The 24,103-nt window shown below is 68.5% G+C and carries 24 protein-coding genes and 1 pseudogene; 13 read left to right on the top strand and 12 right to left on the bottom strand.

Translation table 11 applies throughout. From position 1 onward, the window contains the following. The first annotated feature begins 103 nt into the window (after positions 1-103). Positions 104-478, top strand: coding sequence for a helix-turn-helix domain-containing protein (locus ABIC28_RS12070; protein ID WP_354579031.1), 375 nt, complete (start codon positions 104-106; stop codon positions 476-478). Positions 479-494: 16 nt separating this feature from the next. On the opposite strand, the gene ABIC28_RS12065 is transcribed toward ABIC28_RS12070, so the two are convergent. The 4 genes from ABIC28_RS12065 to ABIC28_RS12050 all read right to left on the bottom strand — a co-directional run bounded on the left by ABIC28_RS12065 (position 495) and on the right by ABIC28_RS12050 (position 2,607). Continuing rightward, positions 495-1,091, bottom strand: a complete 597-nt coding sequence (locus ABIC28_RS12065; RefSeq protein WP_354579029.1) for an ATP-dependent Clp protease proteolytic subunit — start codon at positions 1,089-1,091, stop codon at positions 495-497. 2 nt (positions 1,092-1,093) lie between these two features. Then, on the bottom strand, positions 1,094-1,696 hold the full coding sequence (locus ABIC28_RS12060; protein WP_097212582.1) for a ClpP family protease: 603 nt from the start codon (positions 1,694-1,696) through the stop codon (positions 1,094-1,096). Between the two features lie 74 nt (positions 1,697-1,770). Next, complete coding sequence (locus tag ABIC28_RS12055) at positions 1,771-2,358, bottom strand: methyltransferase family protein (RefSeq protein ID WP_354579027.1); 588 nt, start codon at positions 2,356-2,358, stop codon at positions 1,771-1,773. Between the two features lie 36 nt (positions 2,359-2,394). Next, positions 2,395-2,607, bottom strand: a complete 213-nt coding sequence (locus ABIC28_RS12050) for a DUF4287 domain-containing protein (protein WP_097212584.1) — start codon at positions 2,605-2,607, stop codon at positions 2,395-2,397. Positions 2,608-2,683: 76 nt separating this feature from the next. Here ABIC28_RS12050 and ABIC28_RS12045 point away from each other — a divergent pair, with 76 nt between their 5' ends. Both ABIC28_RS12045 and ABIC28_RS12040 read left to right on the top strand, forming a co-directional pair. Continuing rightward, a complete protein-coding gene (locus ABIC28_RS12045) occupies positions 2,684-3,010 on the top strand; it encodes an ArsR/SmtB family transcription factor (RefSeq protein ID WP_097212585.1) in 327 nt (108 codons plus the stop codon). 2 nt (positions 3,011-3,012) lie between these two features. Beyond that, positions 3,013-3,498, top strand: coding sequence for an SRPBCC domain-containing protein (locus ABIC28_RS12040; protein WP_097212586.1), 486 nt, complete (start codon positions 3,013-3,015; stop codon positions 3,496-3,498). A 10-nt stretch (positions 3,499-3,508) separates the two neighbouring features. On the opposite strand, the gene ABIC28_RS12035 is transcribed toward ABIC28_RS12040, so the two are convergent. Next, the gene (locus tag ABIC28_RS12035; RefSeq protein WP_269589404.1) at positions 3,509-3,874 is read right to left on the bottom strand and encodes a VOC family protein; all 366 of its coding nucleotides are present in this window, start codon (positions 3,872-3,874) and stop codon (positions 3,509-3,511) included. 93 nt (positions 3,875-3,967) lie between these two features. Between ABIC28_RS12035 and ABIC28_RS12030 the strand changes: the two genes are divergently transcribed. Beyond that, positions 3,968-4,840, top strand: a complete 873-nt coding sequence (locus ABIC28_RS12030; RefSeq protein ID WP_097212588.1) for a PE-PPE domain-containing protein — start codon at positions 3,968-3,970, stop codon at positions 4,838-4,840. 25 nt (positions 4,841-4,865) lie between these two features. Here ABIC28_RS12030 and ABIC28_RS12025 read toward each other — a convergent pair whose 3' ends face one another. Then, positions 4,866-5,120, bottom strand: coding sequence for a hypothetical protein (locus ABIC28_RS12025; protein WP_179800606.1), 255 nt, complete (start codon positions 5,118-5,120; stop codon positions 4,866-4,868). Between the two features lie 177 nt (positions 5,121-5,297). Here ABIC28_RS12025 and ABIC28_RS12020 point away from each other — a divergent pair, with 177 nt between their 5' ends. Beyond that, positions 5,298-5,696 (top strand): hypothetical protein, encoded by a 399-nt coding sequence (locus ABIC28_RS12020; protein ID WP_179800612.1) that lies wholly within the window; start codon positions 5,298-5,300, stop codon positions 5,694-5,696. Positions 5,697-5,826: 130 nt separating this feature from the next. Then, on the top strand, positions 5,827-5,961 hold the full coding sequence (locus ABIC28_RS12015; protein ID WP_257017544.1) for a hypothetical protein: 135 nt from the start codon (positions 5,827-5,829) through the stop codon (positions 5,959-5,961). Between the two features lie 112 nt (positions 5,962-6,073). On the opposite strand, the gene ABIC28_RS12010 is transcribed toward ABIC28_RS12015, so the two are convergent. Then, positions 6,074-7,771, bottom strand: coding sequence for an alkaline phosphatase D family protein (locus ABIC28_RS12010; RefSeq protein ID WP_269589407.1), 1,698 nt, complete (start codon positions 7,769-7,771; stop codon positions 6,074-6,076). A gap of 136 nt (positions 7,772-7,907) precedes the next feature. Here ABIC28_RS12010 and ABIC28_RS12005 point away from each other — a divergent pair, with 136 nt between their 5' ends. Continuing rightward, positions 7,908-8,708, top strand: coding sequence for an IclR family transcriptional regulator (locus ABIC28_RS12005; protein WP_097212592.1), 801 nt, complete (start codon positions 7,908-7,910; stop codon positions 8,706-8,708). Positions 8,709-8,808: 100 nt separating this feature from the next. Beyond that, positions 8,809-12,150, top strand: a pseudogene (locus tag ABIC28_RS12000) (NAD-glutamate dehydrogenase); the annotation flags it as partial. A gap of 51 nt (positions 12,151-12,201) precedes the next feature. On the opposite strand, the gene hutC reads toward ABIC28_RS12000, so the two are convergent. Beyond that, a complete protein-coding gene (hutC, locus tag ABIC28_RS11995; protein WP_097212594.1) occupies positions 12,202-12,975 on the bottom strand; it encodes a histidine utilization transcriptional repressor HutC in 774 nt (257 codons plus the stop codon). Positions 12,976-13,150: 175 nt separating this feature from the next. Between hutC and hutU the strand changes: the two genes are divergently transcribed. Genes hutU through hutG form a run of 3 tightly spaced genes read left to right on the top strand, consistent with a single transcriptional unit; the run spans position 13,151 to position 16,979 of the window. Then, positions 13,151-14,821, top strand: coding sequence for a urocanate hydratase (gene hutU / locus ABIC28_RS11990; protein ID WP_097212595.1), 1,671 nt, complete (start codon positions 13,151-13,153; stop codon positions 14,819-14,821). Between the two features lie 2 nt (positions 14,822-14,823). Continuing rightward, complete coding sequence (gene hutI, locus ABIC28_RS11985) at positions 14,824-16,020, top strand: imidazolonepropionase (RefSeq protein ID WP_097212596.1); 1,197 nt, start codon at positions 14,824-14,826, stop codon at positions 16,018-16,020. Then, positions 16,017-16,979 carry a formimidoylglutamase gene (hutG, locus tag ABIC28_RS11980; protein ID WP_354579020.1) on the top strand — a complete coding sequence of 321 codons (963 nt, stop codon included), beginning with the start codon at positions 16,017-16,019 and terminating at the stop codon, positions 16,977-16,979. The genes hutI and hutG overlap by 4 nt, the downstream gene beginning before the upstream one ends. Before the next feature lie 96 nt (positions 16,980-17,075). On the opposite strand, the gene ABIC28_RS11975 is transcribed toward hutG, so the two are convergent. The 3 genes from ABIC28_RS11975 to ABIC28_RS11965 form a co-directional block, all read right to left on the bottom strand. Then, a complete protein-coding gene (locus tag ABIC28_RS11975; protein WP_354579018.1) occupies positions 17,076-17,591 on the bottom strand; it encodes a HutD family protein in 516 nt (171 codons plus the stop codon). Between the two features lie 68 nt (positions 17,592-17,659). Then, positions 17,660-19,246 (bottom strand): histidine ammonia-lyase, encoded by a 1,587-nt coding sequence (hutH, locus tag ABIC28_RS11970; RefSeq protein ID WP_354579016.1) that lies wholly within the window; start codon positions 19,244-19,246, stop codon positions 17,660-17,662. A 49-nt stretch (positions 19,247-19,295) separates the two neighbouring features. Beyond that, positions 19,296-20,690 carry an amino acid permease gene (locus ABIC28_RS11965; RefSeq protein ID WP_097212600.1) on the bottom strand — a complete coding sequence of 465 codons (1,395 nt, stop codon included), beginning with the start codon at positions 20,688-20,690 and terminating at the stop codon, positions 19,296-19,298. Positions 20,691-21,026: 336 nt separating this feature from the next. On the opposite strand from ABIC28_RS11965, the gene ABIC28_RS11960 reads away from it, so the two are divergent. After that, positions 21,027-22,388 carry an HNH endonuclease signature motif containing protein gene (locus ABIC28_RS11960; protein WP_354579014.1) on the top strand — a complete coding sequence of 454 codons (1,362 nt, stop codon included), beginning with the start codon at positions 21,027-21,029 and terminating at the stop codon, positions 22,386-22,388. Between the two features lie 78 nt (positions 22,389-22,466). Here the strand turns inward: ABIC28_RS11960 and ABIC28_RS11955 are convergent, their stop codons facing one another. Continuing rightward, on the bottom strand, positions 22,467-23,288 hold the full coding sequence (locus ABIC28_RS11955) for a thioesterase family protein (RefSeq protein WP_097212394.1): 822 nt from the start codon (positions 23,286-23,288) through the stop codon (positions 22,467-22,469). Between the two features lie 158 nt (positions 23,289-23,446). On the opposite strand from ABIC28_RS11955, the gene ABIC28_RS11950 reads away from it, so the two are divergent. Beyond that, the gene (locus ABIC28_RS11950) at positions 23,447-24,076 is read left to right on the top strand and encodes a TetR/AcrR family transcriptional regulator (RefSeq protein ID WP_097212393.1); all 630 of its coding nucleotides are present in this window, start codon (positions 23,447-23,449) and stop codon (positions 24,074-24,076) included. Positions 24,077-24,103: the final 27 nt, after the last annotated feature.

Raw genomic sequence — 24,103 nt, 5'->3', positions numbered from 1 at the left:
ACGGTCGCCACTGACACCACGCGTGGCGCCCGAACGCGTCGCCGGGTCAGCCCTCAGCGAACAACCGCGCCTCTCGCCGCGGCCCGGTGGCAGGCTTGCGGTCATGACAGCTGCGGACCGGCCGGTCGTCGTCGACATCGCCACCAGGCGACGCGAGGGCCGACGCCCGGACCGCGACGACCGACCCGCTCCCCTACTGCGCAAGGTCTACGGCGAGATCCTGCGGGACGAGCGCCGCGATCAGGACCGCACCCTCGACGACGTCGCGCGCACGGTGGGCATGTCCAAGCAGTACCTCTCCGAGATGGAGCGCGGACGCAAGGAGCCGTCGTCGGAGATGCTGCGCTCGGTGTGCGACGCGCTCGGCATGCCGCTGGAGAACCTGCTGGCCAGGGGCGTGCGGCGACTGTCGGCCCCGCGACGCACCGGTCAGCACACGGTGACCGGTCCGCCGCGGGTGGAGCTGATGGCCGCCTGATCGGCGGCGCCGTCCGCTACGCCGCGTCCCTGGAGACGATGATCTGGTCCGCGAGGCCGTAGTCGAGTGCCTCCTGGGCGGTGAAGATCCGGTCCCGGTCGGTGTCCCTGCGCAGTCGTGCCACGTCCTGACCGGTGTGCACGCTGAGGATCTCCTCGGTCTGCGACCGGACCCGCAGCACCTCCGCGGCCTGCAGGGCGAGATCGGAGATGGTGCCCTGTCCCTGCGCGGACGGTTGATGCAGCAACACCCGTGAATGCGCGAGCACATGCCTGCGCCCCGGCGCGCCCGCGGCGAGCAGCACCGCTGAGGCGGACGCGGCCTGGCCCATGCAATAGGTGGCCACCGTGGGGCGCAGGAACTGCATGGTGTCGTAGATGGCGAGCATCGCGGTGGTCGACCCGCCCGGCGAGTTTATGTACAGGCCGATCTCCCGATCCGGCGCATCTGCCTCGAGGTGCAGCAGCTGCGCCATCACCACATTCGCCACACCGTCATCGATCTCGGTACCCAGGAAGATGATCCGTTCGTTGAGCAGTCGGCTGAACACGTCGAAGGATCGTTCGCCCGCCGGGGTCCGCTCGATGACGCTGGGAATCGCGTACTGCGCCATGACTACAGCCCCATCCGTCCTGCGGTCGCGAACGGCGCGATCTGCGCGAACGATCCGACCACGTGATCGACCATCCCGTACTCGCGGGCCTGCTCGGGGGTGAACCAGCGGTCCCGGTCGCTGTCGGCGGCGATCTCCTCGACCGTGCGGCCGGTCTCGGCCGCGAGGATCTCCTCCGACTGCCGCTTCATGTACTCCCAGTTGTCGGCCTGGATGGCGATGTCCATCGCCGTGCCGCCGATGCCTGCAGACGGCTGGTGCATCATGATCCGGCTGTGCGCCAGGCTTATCCGCTTCCCGTGGGTGCCGGAGGCGAGCAGCACCTGGCCCATGCTCGCAGCGAACCCCAGCGCGACGGTCACCACGTCGTTGGGGATGAGCTTCATGGTGTCGTAGATGGCGAGCCCGGCCAGCACGGAGCCGCCGGGTGAGTTGATGTAGACGACGACGTCACGCTCGGCGTCGGCCGTGGCGAGCAGCACCATCTCGGCGCAGGCCCGCTCGGCCATCTCGTCGTTCACCTCACCGGTCAGCATCACGGTGCGCTGCCGGAACAGTCGATCGGTGAGTTGGTCTCGGTAGGTCAGGGCTGGTGTCGTGGTCATGGATTCCGTTGTATCCGCTTGGCGCGGTGGCGAATCGATTTGTCTGCCGAGGGCAGACGGATCCGGTGGGGCGCCTAGAACACGAACGGGATCAGCCTCTTGGTCCGGCGCATGTACTGCCGGTACGGGTCGCCGAGCCCCTCGGCCAGCGTCCGCTCCTCGTGCGGGATCCGCACCACGTAGCCGAGCACGAGCCCCAGCACCGCGAGGGGTGCGAGCCAGTTGGTGTACGCGATGGTGAACCCAAGGGCGCAGATCAGCGCGCCGGTGTACGAGGGGTGCCGGATCCACCGGTACAGGCCGGTGTCCACCACCGTCTGACCGGGCGCGACCTGGACCCTGAACGTGAAGGCGGCTCCGAGTTCGTACACCGCACGCAGGCGCATGCCCTGACCCGCGGCCGCGATCGCCAGGCCCGCAAAGAAATACCAGGCCGCGCCGGTGGTGATCACCGTCGACGTGACGAGCAGGCTGATCACCAGCCCACCGGCGTAGGCGGACAGCAGCCCCAGCCCGACCGCGAGCCCGCTGCGCGCGTCCTGGTCCCGCTCGGCGCTACCGGGCCGGGTACGCCCGATCCAGAACTCCGAGAACACAAATGCCGTGAACGCCGCCGCGAGGATCGCTCCTGCGGCGGGGTCGGACGCGAACAGCGGGAGCACGGCGCCGCCTCCTCCTCCTTCGCGTCCGCGGCCGGTCTAGCCGGCCGCGTCCTCGTCGAGGGTGTACTTGACCAGGGCGTTGGCGTGTCCATGGCCCATCTCGTGCTCGGCCTTGAGCCAGTCGACGAGCTCCTTGTGCTTGGTCAGATCCGAGGACCGGATCATGGTCTGCCACTCCGCGATCGGCCGGCCGTACTTCTTCTCGATCGACGGAAAGTAGGACGCCGGACCCTTCACTGCCTCAGTCATGAATGGGACGCTACCGCCAAGGGTCTCGCCATTCCCACCATTGACACCGCCAGACCTGCGGGCAATACTGAACTAGATGGTTCAGTATTCACGGCTCGACGCCTCGTTCGCGGCGCTCTCGGATCCCACCCGACGCGGGATCCTCGAACACCTCGGCCGGACGGACGCCACGGTCAGCGAGCTGGCGGAGCGCTTCGAGATGACCCTCACCGGCATCACGAAGCACCTGCGCCTCCTCGAGGAAGCCGGCATGGTCGTGACCGAGAAGCGCGGCCGCGTGCGCCACTGCCGACTCGGCACGAACCCGTTCGACCGCGAGCTCGCCTGGATCCGGGGTCACCAACTCGAGATCGAGGGCCGCCTGGACCGTCTCGGACAGTTCCTCAACCGCATGGAGGAGTAACGATGACCACGCAACACACCCCCGCCGCCGCGACCGTGTCCACCCCCGGCGACCGCGACATCCATGTCGAACGCGTCTTCAACGCCACCCGCGACCGGGTCTGGGCCGCGTACACCGAACCCGAGCAACTCGCCCAGTGGTGGGGCCGCGGGAACCCGCTCGACGTCGAGCGCTGGGACTTCGAGCGCGGCGGCCACTGGCGGTTGGTCGAGCACCACGAGGGCGGAACCGACGGCTTCGAGGGACGCTTCCGGGAGATCACCCCGAAGGAGCGGTTGGTCTACTCCTTCGAGTGGGACGGCATGCCCGCGCACCCGTGCATCGATTCCGTCGAGTTCGTCGACCTGGGCGACGGCCGCACCAAGGTCGTCATCGACAGCCAGTTCTTCACCGCCGCCGAGCGCGACGGCATGCTGCAGTCCGGCATGGAGGGCGGCATGAACGACAGCTACGCGGCGCTCGATGCGCTGCTCGCGAAGGCCGGCTGAACGCCCCCGCTCAGTCGTTCAGGCACAGGCAGAAGTAGTGCCCGGCCGGATCCCGGAACACCGCGAAGTCCGGGTGGTCCGCCGGTCCCTCGACGAGCTCCGCGCCGAGGCCGAGCACCCACCTCGTGGACGCATCCATGTCGTCGATCCGCAGGTCGAGGTGCACCCGCACTCCCTCCGCCGGCCAGTCGGCCGGGACGAAGTCGGGCGCGAGCTGGAACGCCAGCCGGAGCGCGCCCGGACCCTGCAGGACCACCCAGTGGTCGTCCGACCGCGTGACCCCCCATCCGAGCACCGCGCCGTAGAAGGCGGCCAACGCGCCCGGATCGGGACAGTCCAGGACGGTGTACTCCATACCGATGGCGGGACGGGTCATGACCTCGACCCTAAGCCGCGCCGGACCCCGATTGCCAGGATCTTCTCAGGCGTCCCTGAACGGATCCTTACCCGGAGCGGGCATCGTGGACTCATGTCGCAGATAACCGTGCTCGCCGTCGGTGGCACCGGGGAGTCGCACCCCGACGACCGCCGCACAGAGGTGTCCGGGCTGCTGCGCGAGGTCACCGACACGCTCGACGGCCGCTTCGTCGCACGCTGGGTCGGCTACCCCGCCTCGTACGGCCCCGTCGCCGTCGGCGGGCTCAGCTACCGGCAGAGCACCGCCGTCGGCGTGCGCAGGGTGATCGAGGCGGTTGCGGAGACCGACGGCCCGGTGATGCTGATCGGCTACTCGCAGGGCTGCACGGTGATCCGCGAGGTGCTGGGGCACATCGCCGCCGGAGACCTGACCGCGGGCGGTATCGCCGCGGTCGGGCTGATCTCCGACCCCGAGCAGCCGGACGGCGCTGTGCCGGGCTGCCGCGGGCACGGCGTCGCCGGGCCGGGGCCCGCGACACCGGACTCGATCCCCGTCCTCTGGGTCGGACACCCCGAAGACATGATCTGCAATGCCAGCGACGACAGCTTCGTTCGCGACATCGCGGACCTCACGCGCTGGATGTCGCTCCGGGAACCCAGCACGTGGCTGGGCAAGCTATGGGAGTTGCTCCGGAACAACAGCTTCCAGAACGCGACCAAGACCCGCCTGAGCGTCAGGCAGTGGCGCACGGACCTGCGGCGCCTGCGCACCGCCGCACTCGAGGTGCTCGGCTACCTGCCCGCACGCATGACCTGGGGCCGCGTGCGAATGAGCAATCCGCGGGGCGGTCGGCACGTCGCCTATGCCACCGAACCGCTCGACGCGGGCGGGCTCACCGGGTGCCAGGTGCTTGCGCAGTGGATCCAGGTGCAGGCGACGTTCGGGGCTCGGTACACGCGTCGCGCGCCGACCCGTGTCGCGTGAGCACTCATCTCGCTGTGGATCTGGGTCAGGCGGGCTCGGGCGCGAGGTCGTCGACGTCGGGGAACCGCTTCAGCAGCCTGGCGATCATGCGGTGCATCTCGTACATGCGCCGATCCAGCGCCCCTGCTCTGACGAGTAGTTCGGCCTGACGGTCGAGGTTGCCGGAGCGCCGGGCGAGGACCGCGTCGGCCTCGGCGGTTTCGATACCTGCCGCAAGGTCTTCGACCTCCCGACGGAGCATGACCAGGAACATCCGAGCCTGCGCTTGTTGCATCGGCATCGATCGGGACCTCCCTCGTGCTGGCGGCCCACTCCGGCCTTACGGCAGTGTCTCCGGACACTCCGGCCCCGTCAACATGCGGACCGTCCAGTACGCGCGCGATACGGTGGGTCGTGTCAGGGTCGGGCCCTCTAGCGTTGCAGGAGATCTGTTGTGAAGCTCGCTCGCAAGCTCGGTATGTGTGCCATCTCTGTCGCCGCGTTGGGGTTGTCGACCGCGGGGGTTGCGGCGGCGGCTCCGGTGACCGTTCCGTTTCAGGTGAATCCGTCCCCATACGGGAATCCGAACGGGAGCTTCGACGCTCCCGCGGCTCGATGCGCGGCGGTGGTCGGCGCCCAGCCCGGATCCGTGGTGATCACCGGCGGGAATCCGGGAGGCTGGGGCTGCCCGCTCTCCTCGCAGGTGCAGTGGATGAACCTGTCGTCCGGCGCGACCGGCACCACCCAGTTGTCGGACGGTCTGAACGGGATCCCGGCCGCGGCGACGGTGAACACCGGGATCGGTCAGGTCGTCGTCGTTGTCAACCCGGTGGCCGGGATCGTCACTCCCGGTTTCGCCACGTTCCACGTGCCGTGACGTCGGGACTCTTGGGAGAGGCTGCCTGACACCGGAATTCGGCCTCACCACGGGGCCGCTACCGGTAAGGTCGGCCCGCGGCGACACCGTCGCCGGACATTGTCAGCGTTATACGAGGAGCGTGGGGGACATGGGTTCAATCGAAATCATGAATTGGCTTCAGGCGGGTGCGAATGCAGGCGATCCGATCAGGGGACCGCTCTACGTCGCTGCGTTCGTGATCGGCGGGCTGTACAGCGTGCTCTTCGAAGGCGCCATCATCTGACGGACGTGAGAGGAAGCGGGTCGGGCCGTCTGCGCTGACAACCCGCCTCCAAATGCGCAATGGCCCCGCCTCACGGCGGGGCCTTTGCGCATTTGTCACCTGTCGAGGCGGGTCACAGGGTCTCGATCACCGACTGCCCGGCCGGGGTGCGCAGCGCTTTCGTCGTCTCCACTCCCGAGTTCGGGTTCAGCTTGTCCACCGTCCGGAACTGGAAGCGCGCCTCGCTCGCGTCGACCTCGAGGACGCCGTACCCGTGGCTGACCATGTCGGCGTGCTTGACGTGCGGGTTCTTGTCCCGCCGGTTGACCTCCTCGGCGCGCGCCCCGCCGGTGTTGTCACTGCTGCTGGTGTAGCCGCCGTCCGCGGTGTTGGCGGAGGTGACGGACGGGACGACGAATTCGACACCCGCGCGCCGGGTCCCGGGCGCGTTGGCCTGGGCGCCGCTCGGCGTGCCCGGCGCGAACCCGGTGTCCCAGAGCTCGCCCGCCCAGCCGTCGTGGTCGTCGCCGGTGACCAGGACCAGGTTGTCCACCGACTGGGCCGCGGTGGACAGGATCTCCGCTCGCTCGGCGCCGTAGCCGTCCCAGGTGTCCATGTAGGCCCGGGTGCCGTTGTCCGCCACCACCATGCCCATCATCATGTTCGCGTTCGCCACCACCTTCCAGCGGGCGTCCGACCTGGTCATGCCGTCGAGCAGCCATTGTTTCTGCGTCGAGCCCAGCATGGTCCGGCCCGCCGCGTCGGCCTCGGCGCACACGATGTGGTCCAGGGAGTCGCCGCAGGCCTGCCGGTCCCGGTACTGCCGGGTGTCGGGCGCGAACAGCTCCACCGTCTTGCCCACCCGCAGCGAGCGGTACGTGCGCGTCGGGTCGTTGGCGAAACGGGGAACCGGCATGTGCTCGAACCACGACTGCCACGCCCACTGCTTCTTCTGCTGGAACCCGACCGCGCCCTCGATGGGCGAGATCACCGGGAACGTCCAGCCGTCCTTGCTGTAGTTGTTGCGGAACTCGTGGTCGTCCCAGATCGGGATGAACGCGTGCTGACTGTGCATCTGCCGCAGGTTCGCGTCGGTGCGGTACTGGCGGTACTTGTCCCGCATGGCGTCGATGGTCTGCGGGAACGGGTTGGTCGTGACGCCCCGGACGCCCGGCTTGGTGAACTCGTACACGTAGTCGCCGAGGCACACGACGAAGTCGAGGTCCTCCTCGGCGAGATGCCGGTGCGCCGCGTAGTAGCCCTCCTCGAAGCCCTGGCAGGTGAACCAGCCGATGCGGACCGGCTCGTTGGAATCGGCCGGCCGCAGCGTCCGGAACCGACCGACGGGCGACTCGCCTCCGTTACCCCGGAACTGGTAGTAGTAGGTCTCCCCCGGAGCCAGTCCGTTCACATCGAAATGCACTGTGCCGTCGGCGTCTTCACGTACCTGAACCCGTTCGGCGAGCACCGGGCTCGACAGGTCCTCCCGCCTCGAGACGACCAACGCCAATTCACCGCCCGCGCCGCTACTACCGGCACTTCCGCCGGCACTGCCACCGACACTGCCGCCGCCGAGGCTGCCGGTCTCGAGGCTGCCGGTACCCCCCGCCGCGCCGACGCGCGTCCACAACGTCGCGCCGTCGGTGCGCGGCACCCCGGCCATGACTCCGTTGCCGAACTCGGGGTTGCGTATCAGCCCAGCCCCGACATCGGGGGCCTGGCGGAGGACGGGGGTGGCGTTCGCCGCGGCGGGCAGCAGGGTCGCGCCGCCGAGCACGGACAGGCCGGCCAGGAAGGCGCGGCGGGAAACGTTGGTGGGCGGAAAAGACACAAGCCACCTCAGGTGCGGTAGGGACAAATTCCAGATGACCCTAGACGTACACGAACCGTTCCGCTGTCGTTTCCCCGCCGTTCATCGGCCCGCGTCGCGGTGACGTTCCGACGACGCCGCTGGCAGAATCAGCTGGGTGGTCAAGCCAGCGGGTTCCAGCGCATCGCCTGCGGTCGGACGTGCCCTCGACATCCTGGTGCGACTCGCGGAGCGCCCGGGTCCGGTGCAAGCGGCCGCCCTCGCCCGCGACCTGGATCTACCCCGTTCGTCCGTCTACCACATCCTGTCGGTGCTGGTAGAGCGCGGATTCGTGGTGTACGTGCCCGGCGAGCAGGCGTACGGGCTCGGGGTGACGTCATTCGAGATCGGCTCGGCGTACCTGCGCCACGAACCACTCGAGCGGCTCGCGCAGCCGATCCTGCACCGGCTGGCCATGCAGCTCGGACAGGCCGTGCACCTGGGGATCCTGCACGGCAACGAGACCGTCTATCTCCTCAAGGAACGCCCCACGTCCGGACCCGCGGCCGAGGTCTCACTGATCACCGACATCGGGGTGCGGCTCCCCGCGCACCTGACCGCCAATGGGCGCGCCATCCTCGCGGCCCTGCCCGACGCCCAGGTCAAGGCGCTGTACTCCCGGCGCGGGGACTTCATCACACGGACCGGACTCGGCCCGCGGACGCTGACCGAACTGCGACGCACCCTCACCGATGCACGCTCGCGCGGGTGGGCAGAGGAGGTGGACCTGGTGACGACGGGCCTGCGGTCGGTGGGCACCGCCGTCTTCGATCACAACGGCCGTGCCGTCGCGGCCCTGAGCACCACCTGGCGCAAGCAGTTGGCCTATCCCGAACCGGATGCCGTTGGCCAGACCCTGATGACCGGCGCGGAGCGTCTGACCTCGCACATCTCGGGCCACGTCCCCTCCCCACGCTGAGCTGGCGGTAGCCACGATTCGACCCTTGTGAGGCAGCTCACAGAGTTGTATAGTCCTGTATATACAACTGCTGCCGCACGAGGAGAAGCCGACGATGACGCAGGCCTGGGACGACGACTTCCGCGACCGGATGGCGGATCCGGTATTGGCGAAGTCCTACATCGAATCCCTGCCGGAGGCCTACAAGCACGACTTCGACCCCGCGCGCGCCGCCGCGGACGTCACCCGGATCGAGGCGCTGCGGACCGATTCGTTCGAGGTTGCCCTTCACCCGCCGACGGGCGCGGCCAGGGGACAACTGCGCCTCACGCTCTACATCGACGGAGAGGCCGTCTCGCTCAGCCGCATCCTCCCCGTGATCCAGTCCCTCGGTGTCGAGGTGCTCGACGAGCGGCCCTACCCGATGAGCGACTCGGCCGGCAGTCCGTGCTGGATCTACGACTTCGGCCTCACCCTCGACGTCGATCCCGTTCCGGCCGACACCGGCATGGCTGCCCGTTCCACCGAGGCCTTCGCCGCCGCATGGCGTGGTGACGCCGAGGTCGACACGTTCAATCACCTGGTACTGCGCGCGGGGCTGACCTGGCGACAGGCGTCGATGCTCCGGGCGTACGCAAAGTACCTGCGGCAGGCCGGTTTCCCGTACAGCCAGGTGCGGATCGCGGAGGTCCTCACCGCACACCCCGAGTCCGCACGGTTGCTGGTCGAGCTGTTCGAGGCCCGCTTCGACCCGGCGACGAACGACGAGGGCATCGAGAAGGCGTTGACCTGCCGCCTCGACGATGCGCTCGGCAGTGTGGTCAGCCTCGACGAGGACCGCATCCTGCGGGCCTTCACCAACCTCATCCGAAACACCCTGCGCACCAACTATTTCGCCCACGGCGGCACCTCGCCGTTGCTCTCGTTCAAGTTCGATCCGCAACGGATCGACGAGCTCCCCCACCCCCGACCACGATTCGAGATCTACGTCTGCTCACCACGAGTAGAAGGCGTGCATCTGCGGTTCGGCGCCGTTGCCCGCGGCGGCCTCCGATGGTCGGACCGCAAGGAGGACTTCCGCACCGAGGTGCTCGGACTGGTCAAGGCGCAGGCGGTGAAGAACGCGGTCATCGTGCCGGTCGGCGCCAAGGGCGGCTTCGTCGTGAAACAGCCGCCCGCACCGACGGGCATCGACGCGACCGATCGCGACGCGAACCTGGCCGAGGGCATCGCGTGCTACCGGCAGTTCATCGCCGGCCTGCTCGACGTCACCGACAACATCGACCCGGCCACCGGCTCGGTCGTTCCCGCCCGCGACGCAGTCCGCCACGACGCGGACGACACCTATCTCGTCGTCGCCGCGGACAAGGGCACCGCCACCTTCTCCGATATCGCCAACGAGGTCGCCGCCGAGTACGGATTCTGGCTCGGCGACGCGTTCGCCTCCGGCGGATCGGTCGGCTACGACCACAAGGCGATGGGCATCACCGCACGCGGCGCCTGGGAAAGCGTGCAGCGTCACTTCCGCGAGATGGGCCGCAACACCCAGAGTGAAGACTTCACGGTCGTCGGCATCGGTGACATGAGCGGCGACGTGTTCGGCAACGGCATGCTGCTCAGCGAGCACATCAGACTGGTCGCCGCCTTCGACCACCGTCACATATTTCTCGACCCCGCGCCGGACGCGGCGACGTCGTTTGCGGAACGCAGTCGACTGTTCGGCCTGCCCCGCTCCTCCTGGGCGGACTACGACCCCGGGCTGATCAGCCCCGGCGGCGGGGTGTGGGCGCGCTCGGTGAAGTCGGTCCCGGTCAGCCCCGAGGTGCGGGGCGCTCTCGGTCTCTCCGACGGCGTCACCGCGCTCGCTCCCGCCGAACTGATCGACGCGATCCTGCGCGCCCCGGTGGACCTGATGTGGAACGGCGGCGTCGGCACCTACGTCAAGGCCTCCACCGAATCCCACGCCGAGGTGGGAGACAAGGCCAACGACGGGGTCCGCATCGACGGGCGCGACCTACGCGCCCGCGTCGTCGCGGAGGGTGGGAATCTGGGGCTGACCCCGCTCGGTCGCATCGAGTTCGCCCGCGCCGGAGGCCGCATCAACACAGACGCGTTGGACAACTCGGCAGGCGTCGACTGCTCCGACCGCGAGGTCAACATCAAGATCCTGCTCGCAGGCATGGTCGCGTCCGGCCACCTCGCTGCCGGTGAACGGGACGCGCTGATGCGGTCGATGACCGATGAGGTGAGCCGACTCGTACTGGCAGACAACCGCTCCCAGAATCGGATCCTCGGTGTGAGCCGATCCACTGCCGCCTCCGCGCTCGGCGTCCACGCCCGGATGATCGCAAGGCTGGAGAACGAACGCGGACTCGTCCGCGCGCTCGAGGCGCTACCGGACAAGCGCGAGCTGTCTCGGCGCGCACAGGACGGCCAGGGGCTGACCTCTCCGGAACTGGCCACCCTCATGGCGCACGTCAAGCTCGCCGTCAAGGACGAACTGCTGGCCGGTGACCTGCCGGACGATCCTGCGCTGCGCGACCGGCTGCGTGCGTACTTCCCGGACGCCGTGCGGAACCGATTCGGCGACCACCTGGACTCACACCGGCTACGCCGCGAGATTGTCGCGACGATGTTGACGAACGACGTGATCGACCACGGCGGAATCACTTTCGCGTTCCGCCTCGCGGAGGACTCGGCGGCGATCGGATCCGACGCCGTGCGCGCCCATGTCGCGTCGGCCCGGATCTTCGACCTGAACCGATTGTGGGCGGACATCGCGGAGAGCGGGCTGCCGACGGACGTCACCGATGCCCTGGTGGTCGACACCCAGCGGGTGCTGGACCGGGCCTCGCGCTGGCTGCTGGCCAACCGGCCGCAGCCCCTCGACATCGGCGCCGAGGTCGAACGATTCGCGCCCCGACTCGTCCGGCACGCGCACCTGGTCCCGGACTGGCTTCGCGGACAAGAGCTTGCCGACCTGCACGCGCGGGTCGCCGCGTCGGTCGACGCCGGTGTCCCGCACGATCTGGCGGCCCGCGTTCACCTGCTGCTCGATCAGTTCGGCCTGCTCGACATCATCGAGGTGGCCGACGTCAGCGGCCGGGACGTGCCGGACGTCGCAGAGCTGTACTACGCACTGAGCCAACATCTCGGCGCCGTGCATCTGTTGCAGTCGGTGTCGAGACTGTCGTACGACAACCGATGGAACTCCCTTGCCCGCCTTGCGATGCGGGACGAGCTCTACGGCTCCCTGCGGGCGCTGTGCCTGGACCTACTCGGGAACCCGGCGAGCGCAGGAGAATCCACGGCGGAGATGATCGGACGCTGGGAGGTGCGGAACTCCACCCGCATCCTGCGGGCACGATCGACCCTCGACGCGATCTTCGAGAACTCGTCCGTCGATGTCGCGGCCATGTCCGTTGCGGTGCGCCAGATCCGGAGCCTGGTCGGTAGCGTCTGAGCCGATCGCCGCCGGTGCGAGCGGCCGCGGCTCACCGCGGCCGCTCCGGGTTCACTGCGTCTCGAAGGTGCCCTCGAGCCGGTAGCGGGAGCCGGGGTGCACGAGTCGCGCGGTACTCACCAACCGCCCCTCGGACCAGGTGCGCCGGTGAATGAGCAGGCACGGCTCGGCCTCGTCGATCCCCAGGAGCCGGCACTCCTCCGCGGTCGCGAGCACCGACTCGACCACGTGCTCACCACGGCCGAGCGGCGCGACCGACATCAGGTAGTTGTTGGGTGTCTGAGCGGTGAAGTCCTGATCGAGATACTCGGGTGCGATCTCCGGGCTGACGTGGCGGTCCTCGACCTGGATTGCCAGGTCGTCCTCGAAATGCACCAACCGCGAATGGAACACCGGGCTCCCGTCCGGCACCCCCAACTGGTGCGCGACGATCGCTTCGGCAGGCTCGGCGCGGAGCAGGTCCACCTCGCTGCGATGCCGGTGTCCCCTGTGCGTCACCTCGTCGGCGATGTTGCGCACCTCGAAAAGCGCTGAGCTGACCTTTCTTTCGGCGACGAAGGTGCCGACGCCCATGAGTCGCACGACAAGCCCGTCGGCGCTCAGTTCGCGCAACGCCCGGTTGACGGTCATTCGAGACAACCCGAGCGAGTTGACGAGTTGATTCTCCGACGGCAGCTGGTCTCCCTCAGGCCAACGGCCCGACACGATCTGCTCCGCGATGAGATTCTTGACCCGTTGATATGCGGGCGCGGATTCGTGCCCGCGGGCCCTGTAGAGCGACGCCACGTCCGACTCGTCGATCGCCACCCTCGCCACCGTCCACATCCCGCCCGTTCGAGGGCATCTCGTTTCCGCCCAGTCTATCGGCCCGCTGCTCGCCGCCGGATCGGACTCGCCAACGGCAACGTGTCTCGTATCCGAGAATCATCGAAGGAGGCACTGTTCCGCGTAGCGCCGAGGATGTGTCATGGGGTCACACAACATCGTCAGGAGACCCAGGATGACCAATCACTCCCCCACCGGACCCCGGCCGGTCCGGGCACCGCGCGGCACCGAGCTGACCTGCCTCGGCTGGCAGCAGGAGGGCGCCCTGCGCATGCTCATGAACAACCTCGACCCGGAGGTCGCGGAGCGTCCCGACGACCTGGTCGTCTACGGCGGCACCGGCAAGGCCGCGCGCAACTGGGAGGCCTATGACGCCCTCGTCCGCACGCTGCAGACACTGAAGTCCGACGAGACGATGCTCGTGCAGTCCGGCAAGCCCGTCGGGGTCTTCCGCACCAACGAGTGGGCTCCGCGAGTCCTGCTCGCCAACTCCAACCTGGTCGGCGACTGGGCGAACTGGGAGCAGTTCCGCAAGCTCGAGGCCGAGGGCCTGATGATGTACGGCCAGATGACGGCCGGCTCCTGGATCTACATCGGCAGCCAGGGCATCCTGCAGGGCACCTACGAGACCTTCGGCGCGGTGGCGCGCAAGAGGTTCGGGGGGACCCTCGCCGGGACCATCACCCTGACCGCAGGTGTGGGCGGCATGGGCGGAGCGCAGCCGCTCGCGGTCACCATGAACGACGGCGTCGCCATCTGCGTCGACGTCGACCCGACCCGCATCGACCGCCGGATCGCGCACGGCTACCTCGACACCAAGGCCGAGAGCATCGACGCCGCCCTCGCGCTGGCCGTCGAGATGCGCGATGCCCGCAAGCCGCTGTCCATCGGCTTGGTCGGCAACGCCGCCGAGGTCTTCCCGGCCCTGCTCGCGATGGGCGCCCCGATCGACATCGTCACCGACCAGACTTCCGCCCACGATCCGTTGTCCTACCTGCCGGTCGGAATCGCGCTCGAGGACTGGCAGAAGATGGCCGAGAAGGACGCCGAACACTTCACCGCCGAGGCCCAGAAGTCGATGGCCGCACATGTCGAGGCGATGGTCGGATTCATGGACGCGGGCGCCGAGGTCTTCGACTACGGCAACTCGATCCGCGACGAGGCCCGAAAGGGCGGCTACGACCGGGCATTCGAGTTCCCCGGGTTCGTTCCCGCCTACATCCGTCCGCTCTTCGAGGAGGGCCTCGGCCCGTTCCGGTGGGCGGCCCTCTCCGGCGACCCCAAGGACATCGAGGCCACCGACCGCGCGATTCTCGAGCTCTTCCCCGAGAACGAGCACCTCAAGCGCTGGATCACCATGGCGGGCGAGAAGGTTCATTTCGAGGGCCTGCCCGCCCGCATCTGCTGGCTCGGGTACGGCGACCGCCACAAGGCCGGTGTGAAGTTCAACGAGATGGTGGCCTCCGGGGAACTCTCCGCGCCGCTCGCCATCGGCCGCGACCATCTCGACTCCGGATCGGTCGCCTCGCCGTACCGGGAGACCGAGGCCATGGCCGACGGTTCCGACGCCGTTGCCGACTGGCCGCTGCTGAATGCCCTCGTCAACACCGCTTCCGGCGCGTCCTGGGTGTCCATCCACCACGGCGGCGGCGTCGGGATGGGCCGGTCCATCCACGCCGGTCAGGTGTGCATCGCAGACGGCACCGAGATGGCCGCGCAGAAGCTGGAGCGGGTGCTCACCAACGACCCCGGCATGGGTGTCATCCGGCACGCCGACGCAGGATACGAGCACGCGACCCAGGTCGCGGCCGAGCGCGGCGTTCGCATCCCGATGCAGGAGGCGTAAACGTGTACGACGCACCCGGGCAGGACGGCCGGTGGACCGTCATCGACAACATCGGCACCCTGGTCACCAATGACCCCGAGTCCGGTGCAGGCCCGCTCGGCCTGATCCACGACGCCGCGGTGGTCCTCGGGGACGGGCTCGTCCAGTGGGTGGGCCCCCGTTCCCGGATCCCGGAGGGCAGTGCCGGATCCCGGTACGACCTCCGGGGCCGGGCCGCCCTGCCCGGGTTCGTCGACAGTCACGCCCATCTCGTCTTCGGCGGCGAACGTGCCGAGGAGTTCGAGGCGCGGATGACGGGCGCCCCGTACGGAGCGGGCGGCATCCGCACCACCATCGCCGCCACGAGGGCCGCCTCGGACGCCGAACTGGGCGCGAACGTGGCGCGGCTCGTCGCCGAGTCGCTGCACTCGGGCACCACCACGATCGAGACGAAATCCGGCTACGGGCAGTCGGTTCCCGATGAGTTGCGCAGCCTCGAGGTCGCCTCCGCACACACCACGGAGCGGACCCTGCTCGCCGCGCATGTCACACCGCCGGAGTTCGCGGGTCGCAGCGACGACTACGTGCGGATGGTTGTCGACGAGATGATCCCCAAGTGTGCGCCGCACGCGAAGTGGATCGATGTGTTCTGCGAGGAGGGCGCGTTCGACGCCGACCAGTCGCGGGCCGTACTCGAGGCCGGCATCGCCGCCGGGCTCACCCCGCGGGTGCACGGCAATCAGCTCAGCTACGGCGCAGGCGTTCAGTTGGCGGTCGAGCTGAAGGCCGCGTCCGTCGACCACGTCACCTATACCACCGACGCCGATGTCGAGGCGCTCGCGGCCGGTGGCACCGTCGCCACGCTCCTGCCAGGAGCCGACTTCTCCACGCGCAACAAGTACCCCGACGCTCGGGCCCTTCTCGATGCCGGCGTCACCGTTGCGCTTGCCGCGGACTGCAATCCCGGAACCTGCTACACCACCAGTATTCCCTTCTGCATCGCGCTGGCGGTGCGGGAGATGCACATGAGCCCGGCCGAGGCTGTGTGGGCCGCGACGGCCGGCGGTGCCGCGGCGTTGCAGCGCACCGACATCGGGCACATCCGGGTCGGCGCGCGAGCCGATCTGATCGCACTGGACGCCCCGTCCCATCTGCACCTGGCCTACCGGCCCGGGGTGGCGCTGGTGCGCGAGATCTGGAAGGACGGATACCGACGATGACCACCGTGGACCTTGCCCCCACAGCCTGGTCGGGACGCGACGACGGACCCGGCGCCGAACACCTGCGTTGGCACGGCGCCGTCGCAGCGTTCGAGGACCGAACCGATTCCGGTGCAGGCGTTCTCATCGGGTTCCGCAGCGACGAGGGGGTGCGCCGCAACAAGGGCCGCCGGGGCGCCGCCGACGGCCCGGCGGCGCTGCGCCGGGCGCTCGCGTCGATGTCGCTCGCCACCCCGGTGCGGTTGTTCGACGCCGGTGACGTCGAGGTCGTCGGCGAGGATCTCGAAGGCGGCCAGGACAGGCTCGGCTCGGCCGTCACCGGCCTGCTCGACGCCGGGAGCCTCGTCACCGTCCTCGGCGGCGGGCACGAGGTGGCCTACGGCAGTTATCTCGGAATCGCGAATTCGGCGGCCGTCGCATCAGGCGCACGCCTGGGCGTGCTCAACCTCGACGCACATTTCGACCTGCGGAGCGACCCGCGGCCGAGCTCCGGAACTCCTTTCCGGCAGATGGCCGACCGCGAAACCGCGCTGGGCCGAGCCCTCGACTACGCGGTGCTCGGCATCGCGCAACCCAGCAACACCGCGGCGCTCTTCGCGACGGCGGCCGAACTGGGCGTGCGGCACCTTCTCGACGACGACTGCACGGCGGCGAACCTGCCTGCCGTGGAGGCGTTCGTCGAGGACTTCCTCGACGCGGTCGACGTCCTGTACCTGACGATCGATCTCGACGTGCTGCCCGCCGCGGTCGCCCCGGGGGTCAGCGCCCCGGCCGCGTTCGGTGTTCCGCTCGAGGTGATCCAGCGGGTGTGTGATCTGGTGGCACGGAGCGGCAAGCTGCGGCTGCTCGATGTCGCGGAGCTGAATCCCGCTCTCGACGTGGACAACCGCACAGCGCGGACCGCGGCGCGACTGATCCACCGGATCGTCACCACCGCGCTGGCCACTCGGCTGCACTGAGCCCGACCCCTCATACGTCCTCGGCTCGACGCGAGCGCCTGCCGCCGCGTCGAGCCGAGGATTTCCAGGTTTCGGGCCCGTCTGCCCGGCTCGAAACTACTGCGCCTCAGAGGGCGATATCGAAATGATCGCGCATCTTCCCTGACTCACCGACGGCATCGGTTCGCCGGGCGGCACGATCAGGGCCGCTTCGGTCACGAGATCGAGACAGATCCGGACCGAACCGGGATCGGGGATCTCGGCGGAACCGATGTCCACCGACATGTCGACCTCTCCCCGCCTCCCCATCACGTTGAGGGCCCGGGTACGGGACGATGCCCGCGATGCCGGCGCCCACTCGCCAGGAAAAGCCAAGGTGTGCAACGGCTCGACGACGTGGCGCACCACGGTGACCGCATCGGCCGAGCCCGGTAGGTCGACGAAGGGCGGCCCCGTGAGTTCGAGGGATACCGAGCCGAGAGGGGTGATCAATCGGTCGAACCCCTCGATGACCGAGAACCTCGACTCGAGTGGTTCCTCGGCGATGCTCACCCGCCACTGGCCGGTCGATGCAACCACCTGGGTGGTGCCTTGGCCGTTCTGCCAAGGCACCACCCTGCGGTCGACCGCCACGGTACGGAACGACGTTGTCCCGTAACCGGTTTCACCGGGCGTCCGATTCCTCATTCGAGCGGAGCGGGTCAGCTGAGCTTGCCGACCACGGACTCGGCGCTGTCGAGCAACGCCCCGGAGGCTGCCAGCTGGACCGCGGCCTCGATCTCCGGCGCCAGGTAGCGGTCCGTGCCCGGCCCCTGAACCTGCTCACGGATCGTGTCTCGCACGGCAGCGGTCGCAGGCGACGGCTCGAGCGGAGCCCGCAGATCCAGACCGCGTGCGGCGGTGAGCGCCTCGATCGCGAGCACCCGGGTGAGCCCGTCGACGGCCCGACGCAGCTTGCGAGCACCCGACCAGCCCATCGACACATGGTCCTCCTGCATGGCAGAGGAAGGGATCGAGTCGACGCTCGCGGGCGCCGCGAGCCGCTTGAGCTCGGAGACGATCGCGGCCTGGGTGTACTGCGCGATCATGTGCCCGCTGTCCACCCCCGGGTCGTCGGCCAGGAACGGCGGCAGCCCGTGGCTGCGCGCCTTGTCGAGGAAACGGTCGGTGCGGCGCTCACTCATGCTGGCCACATCCGCGACGACGATCGCGAGGAAGTCCAGCACGTAGGCGACCGGCGCCCCGTGGAAGTTGCCGTTGGACTCGACCCGGCCGTCGAGGGTCACCACCGGGTTGTCGACGGCGCTCGCCAGCTCGTACGAGGCCACCCGCTCGGCGTGCGCGAGCGTGTCGCGCGCGCCGCCCGCGACCTGAGGAGCGCACCGCAGCGAGTAGGCGTCCTGCACGACCGTGCAGTCGGGGGTGGCGTGGCTGGCTACGATTCCCGAGCCCGCGAGCACCCGGGTCATGTTCGAGGCAGCCATGGCCTGACCGGGGTGCGGGCGCAGGGCCTGCAGGTCCGCCGCGAACACCTTGTCCGTGCCGAGCAGCCCCTCGACGCTCATCGCCGCGGTGACATCAGCCAGGGAGAACAGCTTGCGCAGGTCATGGCAGGCCAGGACCAGCATGCCCAGCATGCCGTCGGTGCCGTTGATGAGGGCAAGGCCCTCCTTCTCCTTGAGCTCGACCGGCTCGATTCCGGCTGCGGCCAGCGCCTCGGCGGCCGGCATCAGCTCGCCGTCGGCGTCCCGCACGGTGCCCTCGCCGATCACGGCCAGCGCCACGTGCGCGAGCGGCGCCAGGTCGCCCGAGCAGCCGAGGCTGCCGTACTCGTGGACGACAGGGGTGACGCCCGCGGACAGCAGGGCCGCGTATACCTGAGCAACCTCGGGGCGGACGCCGGTCCGGCCGGTCGCGAGGGTGGACAGGCGCAGGAGCATCAGGGCGCGGATCACCTCGCGCTCCACCTCCGGACCGGATCCTGCGGCATGCGAGCGGATGAGGCTGCGCTGCAGCTGTGCCCGCAACTCCAACGGGATGTGCCGGGTGGCGAGCGCACCGAACCCGGTCGACACGCCGTACACCGGCTTCGGGTCCTCGGCGAGTGCCTGGATGCGGGTGCGGCTGGCCCCGATCGCCTCGAGCGCCTCCTCGGACAACCGCACCGGCGCACCGAACCGGGCGACGCGCACCAACTCATCCGGCGTCACGGCGCCGACTCCGACCACGACGGGTGCACTGTTGTCGATTGCGCGCTCTTCTGCGCGCGGGAGGGTGTTCGTGCTCATGGTTGTTCTCCGTTTCTAATGAGCGGTAGCGAAAATTCTTCGGGTTGGGTCAGGACGGCTGGTCGGCGAGTTCGGGCTCGGCAGGTAGCCGCTCGGGCCGCACCCACCGGAGGAAGGCGAGGGCGAGCAGCGCCAGCCAGACCGCGCCGACGATCAGCGCGACGCGGGTGTCGGCGTCGAAGGCGAGCACCGCGATCACGAACACCAGGAAGCCGATCGCGATCAGCTGCCCGTACGGCCAGAACGGCACCGGGAACTTCAGTGCGGCCACCTCGGCCGGATCCATCCGCTGCCGCGAGCGGTAGTGCGAGAGCAGGATCATCAGCCAGACGAAGATCGTCGCGAAGGTCGCGATCGACGCGATGACCAGGAACACCTTGTCCGGGATGAGGTAGTTGAGGAGCGCTCCGAAGAGCAGCGTGATGGTCATGATGACCACCGTCATCCAGGGCACCCCGTTGCGGGAGACCTTCCCCATCGACGCGGGGGCCTGACCACGCTGGGCCATCCCGAACATCATCCGTCCGGCGCCGAAGATGTCGCTGTTGATCGCGGAGAGCGCCGCCGTGATCACCACGATGTTCAGCACGGTCGCGGCGGGGCCGATGCCGAGGCCCTGGAAGATCTGCACGAAGGGGCTGCCCTCGGATCCGATCGACTGCCACGGGTTGATCGCCATGATCACGGCAAGCGTGAGCACGTAGAACAGAATGATGCGCACCGGGACGGTGTTGATCGCGCGGGGAATGGTGCGCTCCGGGTCCTCCGCCTCCCCCGCGGTGATACCGATGATCTCGGTGCCTCCGAAGGCGAACATGACGATCGCGAAGCAGCTGACGAACCCACCGAACCCGGTGGCGAAGAAGCCGCCGTCGGTCCACAGATTGCTCACGCCCGTTCCGGTGTCGTGGATCCCGAACCCGAAGATCAGGATCGCGATTCCGCCGGCGATCATCGCGACGATCGCGACGATCTTGACGAGGGTGAACCAGAACTCCACCTCGCCGAAGACCTTCACGCTCAGCAGGTTGATCGCGCCGATGAAGAAGATGATGGAGAGCACCCAGATCCACCGAGGTACGTCGGGGAACCAGAACCCCATGTAGACGCCGAAGGCCGTCACGTCGGCGAGGCACACCACGATCATCTCGAAGGTGTACGTCCAGCCGGTCATGAACCCGGCCAGCGGCCCGAGGTGCTTGCTCGCGTACTCGCCGAACGAGCCCGAAACGGGATTGCTCACCGCCATCTCGCCGAGCGCGCGAAGCACGATGTAGATCGCCGCCCCACCGATGAGGTAGGCGAGCAGTACGGACGGGCCCGCCCGGTTTATCGCTTCCGCCGATCCGTAGAACAGCCCGGTCCCGATCGCCGAACCCAGCGCGATGAACCTGATGTGGCGTGCTGTCAGACCTCGGGTCAGCGCCGCGGCGGTGTCTTTCACAATCGATCTCCCTGGACTGTGCTGGTGGATCCGGCCAGGCCGGCCCCTCGCACTGTGCGGCGAGTCACACCATCGCGATATGTATAGTCCTGTATATACAGCTGCGTCAAGGCTTCGCCGCCGCCCGTTTTTCCCGCCGCCCCTGACGGCCGCAGGCGACTGAGAGGTCAAGGCCGCGGACGGGCGGCCCGAAATGGGCCGCCAACCCGGGGCTTAAACATTTGCGGCGGAGCTCCACAACGTCACCGTCGGCCACCACGCAACCCTCACCCTCCACGTGCAGCGTCAGATCAGATTTCCCTTGTGATCGAACATACATTCGAATAGACTTCGAACATGGATCTCGACGAGATGCTCATCGCGCCACCGGATGTGGTCGCGTGGCAGCTCGCGGATGCCGAACTCCTGAAGTTGGTTCCCGAGTTGTCGTTGCGGATGCGTCAGCTCGAGGCACTGCGGGTGCGTCTGATGCATCAGGTCGATCAGCGGTGCGTGGCCGAAAAGGTCGGCGCCTCATCGCCGGGCAACTGGCTCGCCGGGGCGACCACCATGACCCCCGGCCAGGCCAACAGGATCGTCCGACTCGGCCGGGGACTGGCCGAGCATCCGGAGGTCGCCGCCGCATTCGACGCCGGAGAAACCGACTACGACCAGATCCGGGTGATCGTCGAACTCCTGAACAAGGTGCCCGAGCCCGACGCCCCGGCCCGCTCCGACGACAATGCCGCGACCGACGGCGACGGTGACGCCGAGAATGTGTTCGACATCATCGGAACCGACGCCACCCGAACACAAGCCTGCGCCCGCTACCTGCTCTACGCCGCCCGCACCGAAGACTCCACCACCCTCGCCCGCCGCGCGAAGGCGCTTGCCCTGCTCCTGTGTGAGGACGACAAGAAGAAGTCCGACTCCGAGAACGCGGAACTCAACGAGTTCTACGCCTCACCCGGGCTCGGCGGCCGCGTCCACCTCAAAGGACACCTTGACGCCGCGTCCGGCGAAGCCCTCCTCACCGCCCTGTCCGCCCTGTCCAAACCACGCCCCGGAGCCGACAACCGCGACGGACAAACCAGCAAAGACCAACGCACACCCGCCCAACGCCGGGCCGACGCCCTCACCCATATCGTCCGCAGCTATCTGGACTCCGGGCAGGCGCCCACCGAAGGCGGCGAGCGGCCCCACATCAACGTCTTCGTCGACGCCGACGACCTCGCCGCCACCACCGACGAACACAACCACCACGGGCGACGCCGCGGACCGGCCTGGATGCCCTGGCTCGGACCGATCTCCCTCGACCTCGCCGCCCAGATCTCCTGCGACGCCGACATCACCCCCATCACCATGGATTCCGACGGCAACCCCATCGACGTCGGACGCACCACCCGCCTCATCCCACGCAAACTCCGCCGCGCCCTGAACGCTCGGGACTGCGGCTGCGCCTTCCCTGGCTGCGGACGACCCGCCGCCTGGACCGAAGGCCACCATATTCAGCACTGGTCCAACGGCGGACCCACCAACCTGTCAAACCTGGTACTGCTCTGCCGCTTCCACCACACCACCATCCACCGCGGCGACTGGACAGTGACCATCAGCAAAGACGACGGCCACCCATGGTTCACCCCACCACCATGGATCGACCCCAGACGACAACCCATGCCGGCACACAACCGGCGCAACCAACTCACCTTCGCCGCATAAAAGGTGAAACGACAGGGCACCGCCCGACCACCCGAATACGGGACGAGTCGGAGCGGTGCCCTATGTCAGTCTCGCGGTCTATGCGGTCTGAACCGCGAGTTCTGGCTGCGGACGGACGGTGAGGATCTGTTGCGCACAGCCGACGGGTCCGCGGACATCGTGCAGGACCGTGCTCGTCAGCCCCTGCCCAGTCGGGCCGAACGTGACCGTGGTGTCGAGCCCGGTCCACCTCCCCTCCGGCTGGCGGTACAGATGGATGGTCAGGTCCAGGTTCGGGAACATCCACTCGGCGGGGTCCCGCCGCACTCCGATGCCGTTCGCGGTGTCGACCAGGGCGAGGAAGGAGGCCAGGTCACCGGCCTGCTCCCCGACCACCAGGTCCACCGACGTCGATGCCCAGACCGTCGCGCGTCCCGCACTCGGTGCACCGACCTGCCGGGTGTCGAGCGAAGCGATATACCCGCCGGGCCACACCGAATCCATCGGCCACAGTGTGGCCGACTCTGGGCTCGGCAGGGTGTCGGGTTCTCCGCCGGCGACGAGCGCGGTGTCGAGATCGGCCAGATACCAGGCCCGGGCTGTGACCACGGCACGGCCCGCGATGACCACGGTTGCCTGGACCAGTTCGATGGTCCGGCCGGGCCGGACGGTCTCGACGTGAACGTCGAACTCCTCCAACGCGATTCGTCCGAGGATGTCGAAGCCGATGCGACTCATCGGCAGCGCGGGGCGACCTTCGCGTAGCCGCATCCTCTCGATCTCGTGGACCACCAATCCGGCCAGCGGACTGAAATGCTGCTCGTCGGCCGCCCACGCGCCGCTCGCATGCGGAGTCGGGACGAACCGATTCTCCGAGACCCGCTCGAAGTAGCCGGCCCCGTGTCCTGTCGCCTCGGTCATCGGACGCACCTTTCACCATTTCTCGACCCTTGGGTCGAACTTTATCCCATCTGGTCGAATTACCGCCTCAATGGTTGATCCTGTTCATTCGGTTGAACCCGATTACCTGCCATTTCGCGGTAGATCGTCCCGACCCAGACTCCCGATATGATCGGGCGATGACTTCGACCGTGGAAGGGGAACCCGCCGCCCAAGCGGGGCGCGCCACCCGCCGTCGCGATCGTCGCAAGGCCGAGATGATCTCCGCGGCGCTCGAGATCCTGTCCAGCAGCGGCTACCAGGGCATGCGATTCGAGGACGTCGCCGAGCGCACCGATATCGCGAAAGCGACTCTGTACCACTACTTCCCGAGCAAGGATGCGCTCGTCGCCGAGGCTCTGGAGAAGCTCACCACCGACGTTCTGACCAGCCTTGGCGGGGCGCTCGAAGCCGCCACGGACCTGTCCGCGACCGACCAGTTGCGCGCCCTGATCGCCGAGCAGTTGCACATCCTCACCGTGCGCTACCCCGAGGTCGGCAAGGTGTTCTCGTTCCCCGCACCGTGGCCGCCGGTCCACAGCGAGGCGATCAAATCGATGCGCATGCGCCACGACCAGCTCTTCCGCAGGGTCGTCGATCTCGGCGTCGCAACCGGTGAGTTCGACTGCCCCGATCCGTCGGTCGCCCTGCACTGCCTGCACGGCATTCTCAACCACGCCTCGATCTGGCTCCGCCCGGACGCCGACCCCGACGGTCAGACCCGCGCCGCCGTCGTCGACGAGGCGATGCGTCTGTTCGCGCGCGCCTGACCTCGCGAAACCCCGCGGCACGTCCGC

The organism is Rhodococcus sp. PvR044 (assembly GCF_040548995.1).
Classification (GTDB): Bacteria; Actinomycetota; Actinomycetes; order Mycobacteriales; family Mycobacteriaceae; genus Rhodococcus_G; species Rhodococcus_G oryzae.
The sequence above is the reverse complement of the archived record's forward strand: the minus strand, read 5'-3'. Positions and strand labels throughout refer to the sequence as shown.

What these genes read in the sequence shown, in the direction of transcription:
- ABIC28_RS12070 (WP_354579031.1), top strand. Translation starts at nt 104, where the DNA reads ATGACAGCTGCGGACCGGCCGGTCGTCGTCGACATCGCCACCAGGCGA.
- ABIC28_RS12065 (WP_354579029.1), bottom strand. Translation starts at nt 1,091, where the DNA reads ATGGCGCAGTACGCGATTCCCAGCGTCATCGAGCGGACCCCGGCGGGC.
- ABIC28_RS12060 (WP_097212582.1), bottom strand. Translation starts at nt 1,696, where the DNA reads ATGACCACGACACCAGCCCTGACCTACCGAGACCAACTCACCGATCGA.
- ABIC28_RS12050 (WP_097212584.1), bottom strand. Translation starts at nt 2,607, where the DNA reads ATGACTGAGGCAGTGAAGGGTCCGGCGTCCTACTTTCCGTCGATCGAG.
- ABIC28_RS12045 (WP_097212585.1), top strand. Translation starts at nt 2,684, where the DNA reads ATGGTTCAGTATTCACGGCTCGACGCCTCGTTCGCGGCGCTCTCGGAT.
- ABIC28_RS12040 (WP_097212586.1), top strand. Translation starts at nt 3,013, where the DNA reads ATGACCACGCAACACACCCCCGCCGCCGCGACCGTGTCCACCCCCGGC.
- ABIC28_RS12035 (WP_269589404.1), bottom strand. Translation starts at nt 3,874, where the DNA reads ATGACCCGTCCCGCCATCGGTATGGAGTACACCGTCCTGGACTGTCCC.
- ABIC28_RS12030 (WP_097212588.1), top strand. Translation starts at nt 3,968, where the DNA reads ATGTCGCAGATAACCGTGCTCGCCGTCGGTGGCACCGGGGAGTCGCAC.
- ABIC28_RS12025 (WP_179800606.1), bottom strand. Translation starts at nt 5,120, where the DNA reads ATGCCGATGCAACAAGCGCAGGCTCGGATGTTCCTGGTCATGCTCCGT.
- ABIC28_RS12020 (WP_179800612.1), top strand. Translation starts at nt 5,298, where the DNA reads ATGTGTGCCATCTCTGTCGCCGCGTTGGGGTTGTCGACCGCGGGGGTT.
- ABIC28_RS12015 (WP_257017544.1), top strand. Translation starts at nt 5,827, where the DNA reads ATGGGTTCAATCGAAATCATGAATTGGCTTCAGGCGGGTGCGAATGCA.
- hutC (WP_097212594.1), bottom strand. Translation starts at nt 12,975, where the DNA reads ATGTGGACGGTGGCGAGGGTGGCGATCGACGAGTCGGACGTGGCGTCG.
- hutU (WP_097212595.1), top strand. Translation starts at nt 13,151, where the DNA reads ATGACCAATCACTCCCCCACCGGACCCCGGCCGGTCCGGGCACCGCGC.
- hutG (WP_354579020.1), top strand. Translation starts at nt 16,017, where the DNA reads ATGACCACCGTGGACCTTGCCCCCACAGCCTGGTCGGGACGCGACGAC.
- hutH (WP_354579016.1), bottom strand. Translation starts at nt 19,246, where the DNA reads ATGAGCACGAACACCCTCCCGCGCGCAGAAGAGCGCGCAATCGACAAC.
- ABIC28_RS11960 (WP_354579014.1), top strand. Translation starts at nt 21,027, where the DNA reads ATGGATCTCGACGAGATGCTCATCGCGCCACCGGATGTGGTCGCGTGG.
- ABIC28_RS11955 (WP_097212394.1), bottom strand. Translation starts at nt 23,288, where the DNA reads ATGACCGAGGCGACAGGACACGGGGCCGGCTACTTCGAGCGGGTCTCG.
- ABIC28_RS11950 (WP_097212393.1), top strand. Translation starts at nt 23,447, where the DNA reads ATGACTTCGACCGTGGAAGGGGAACCCGCCGCCCAAGCGGGGCGCGCC.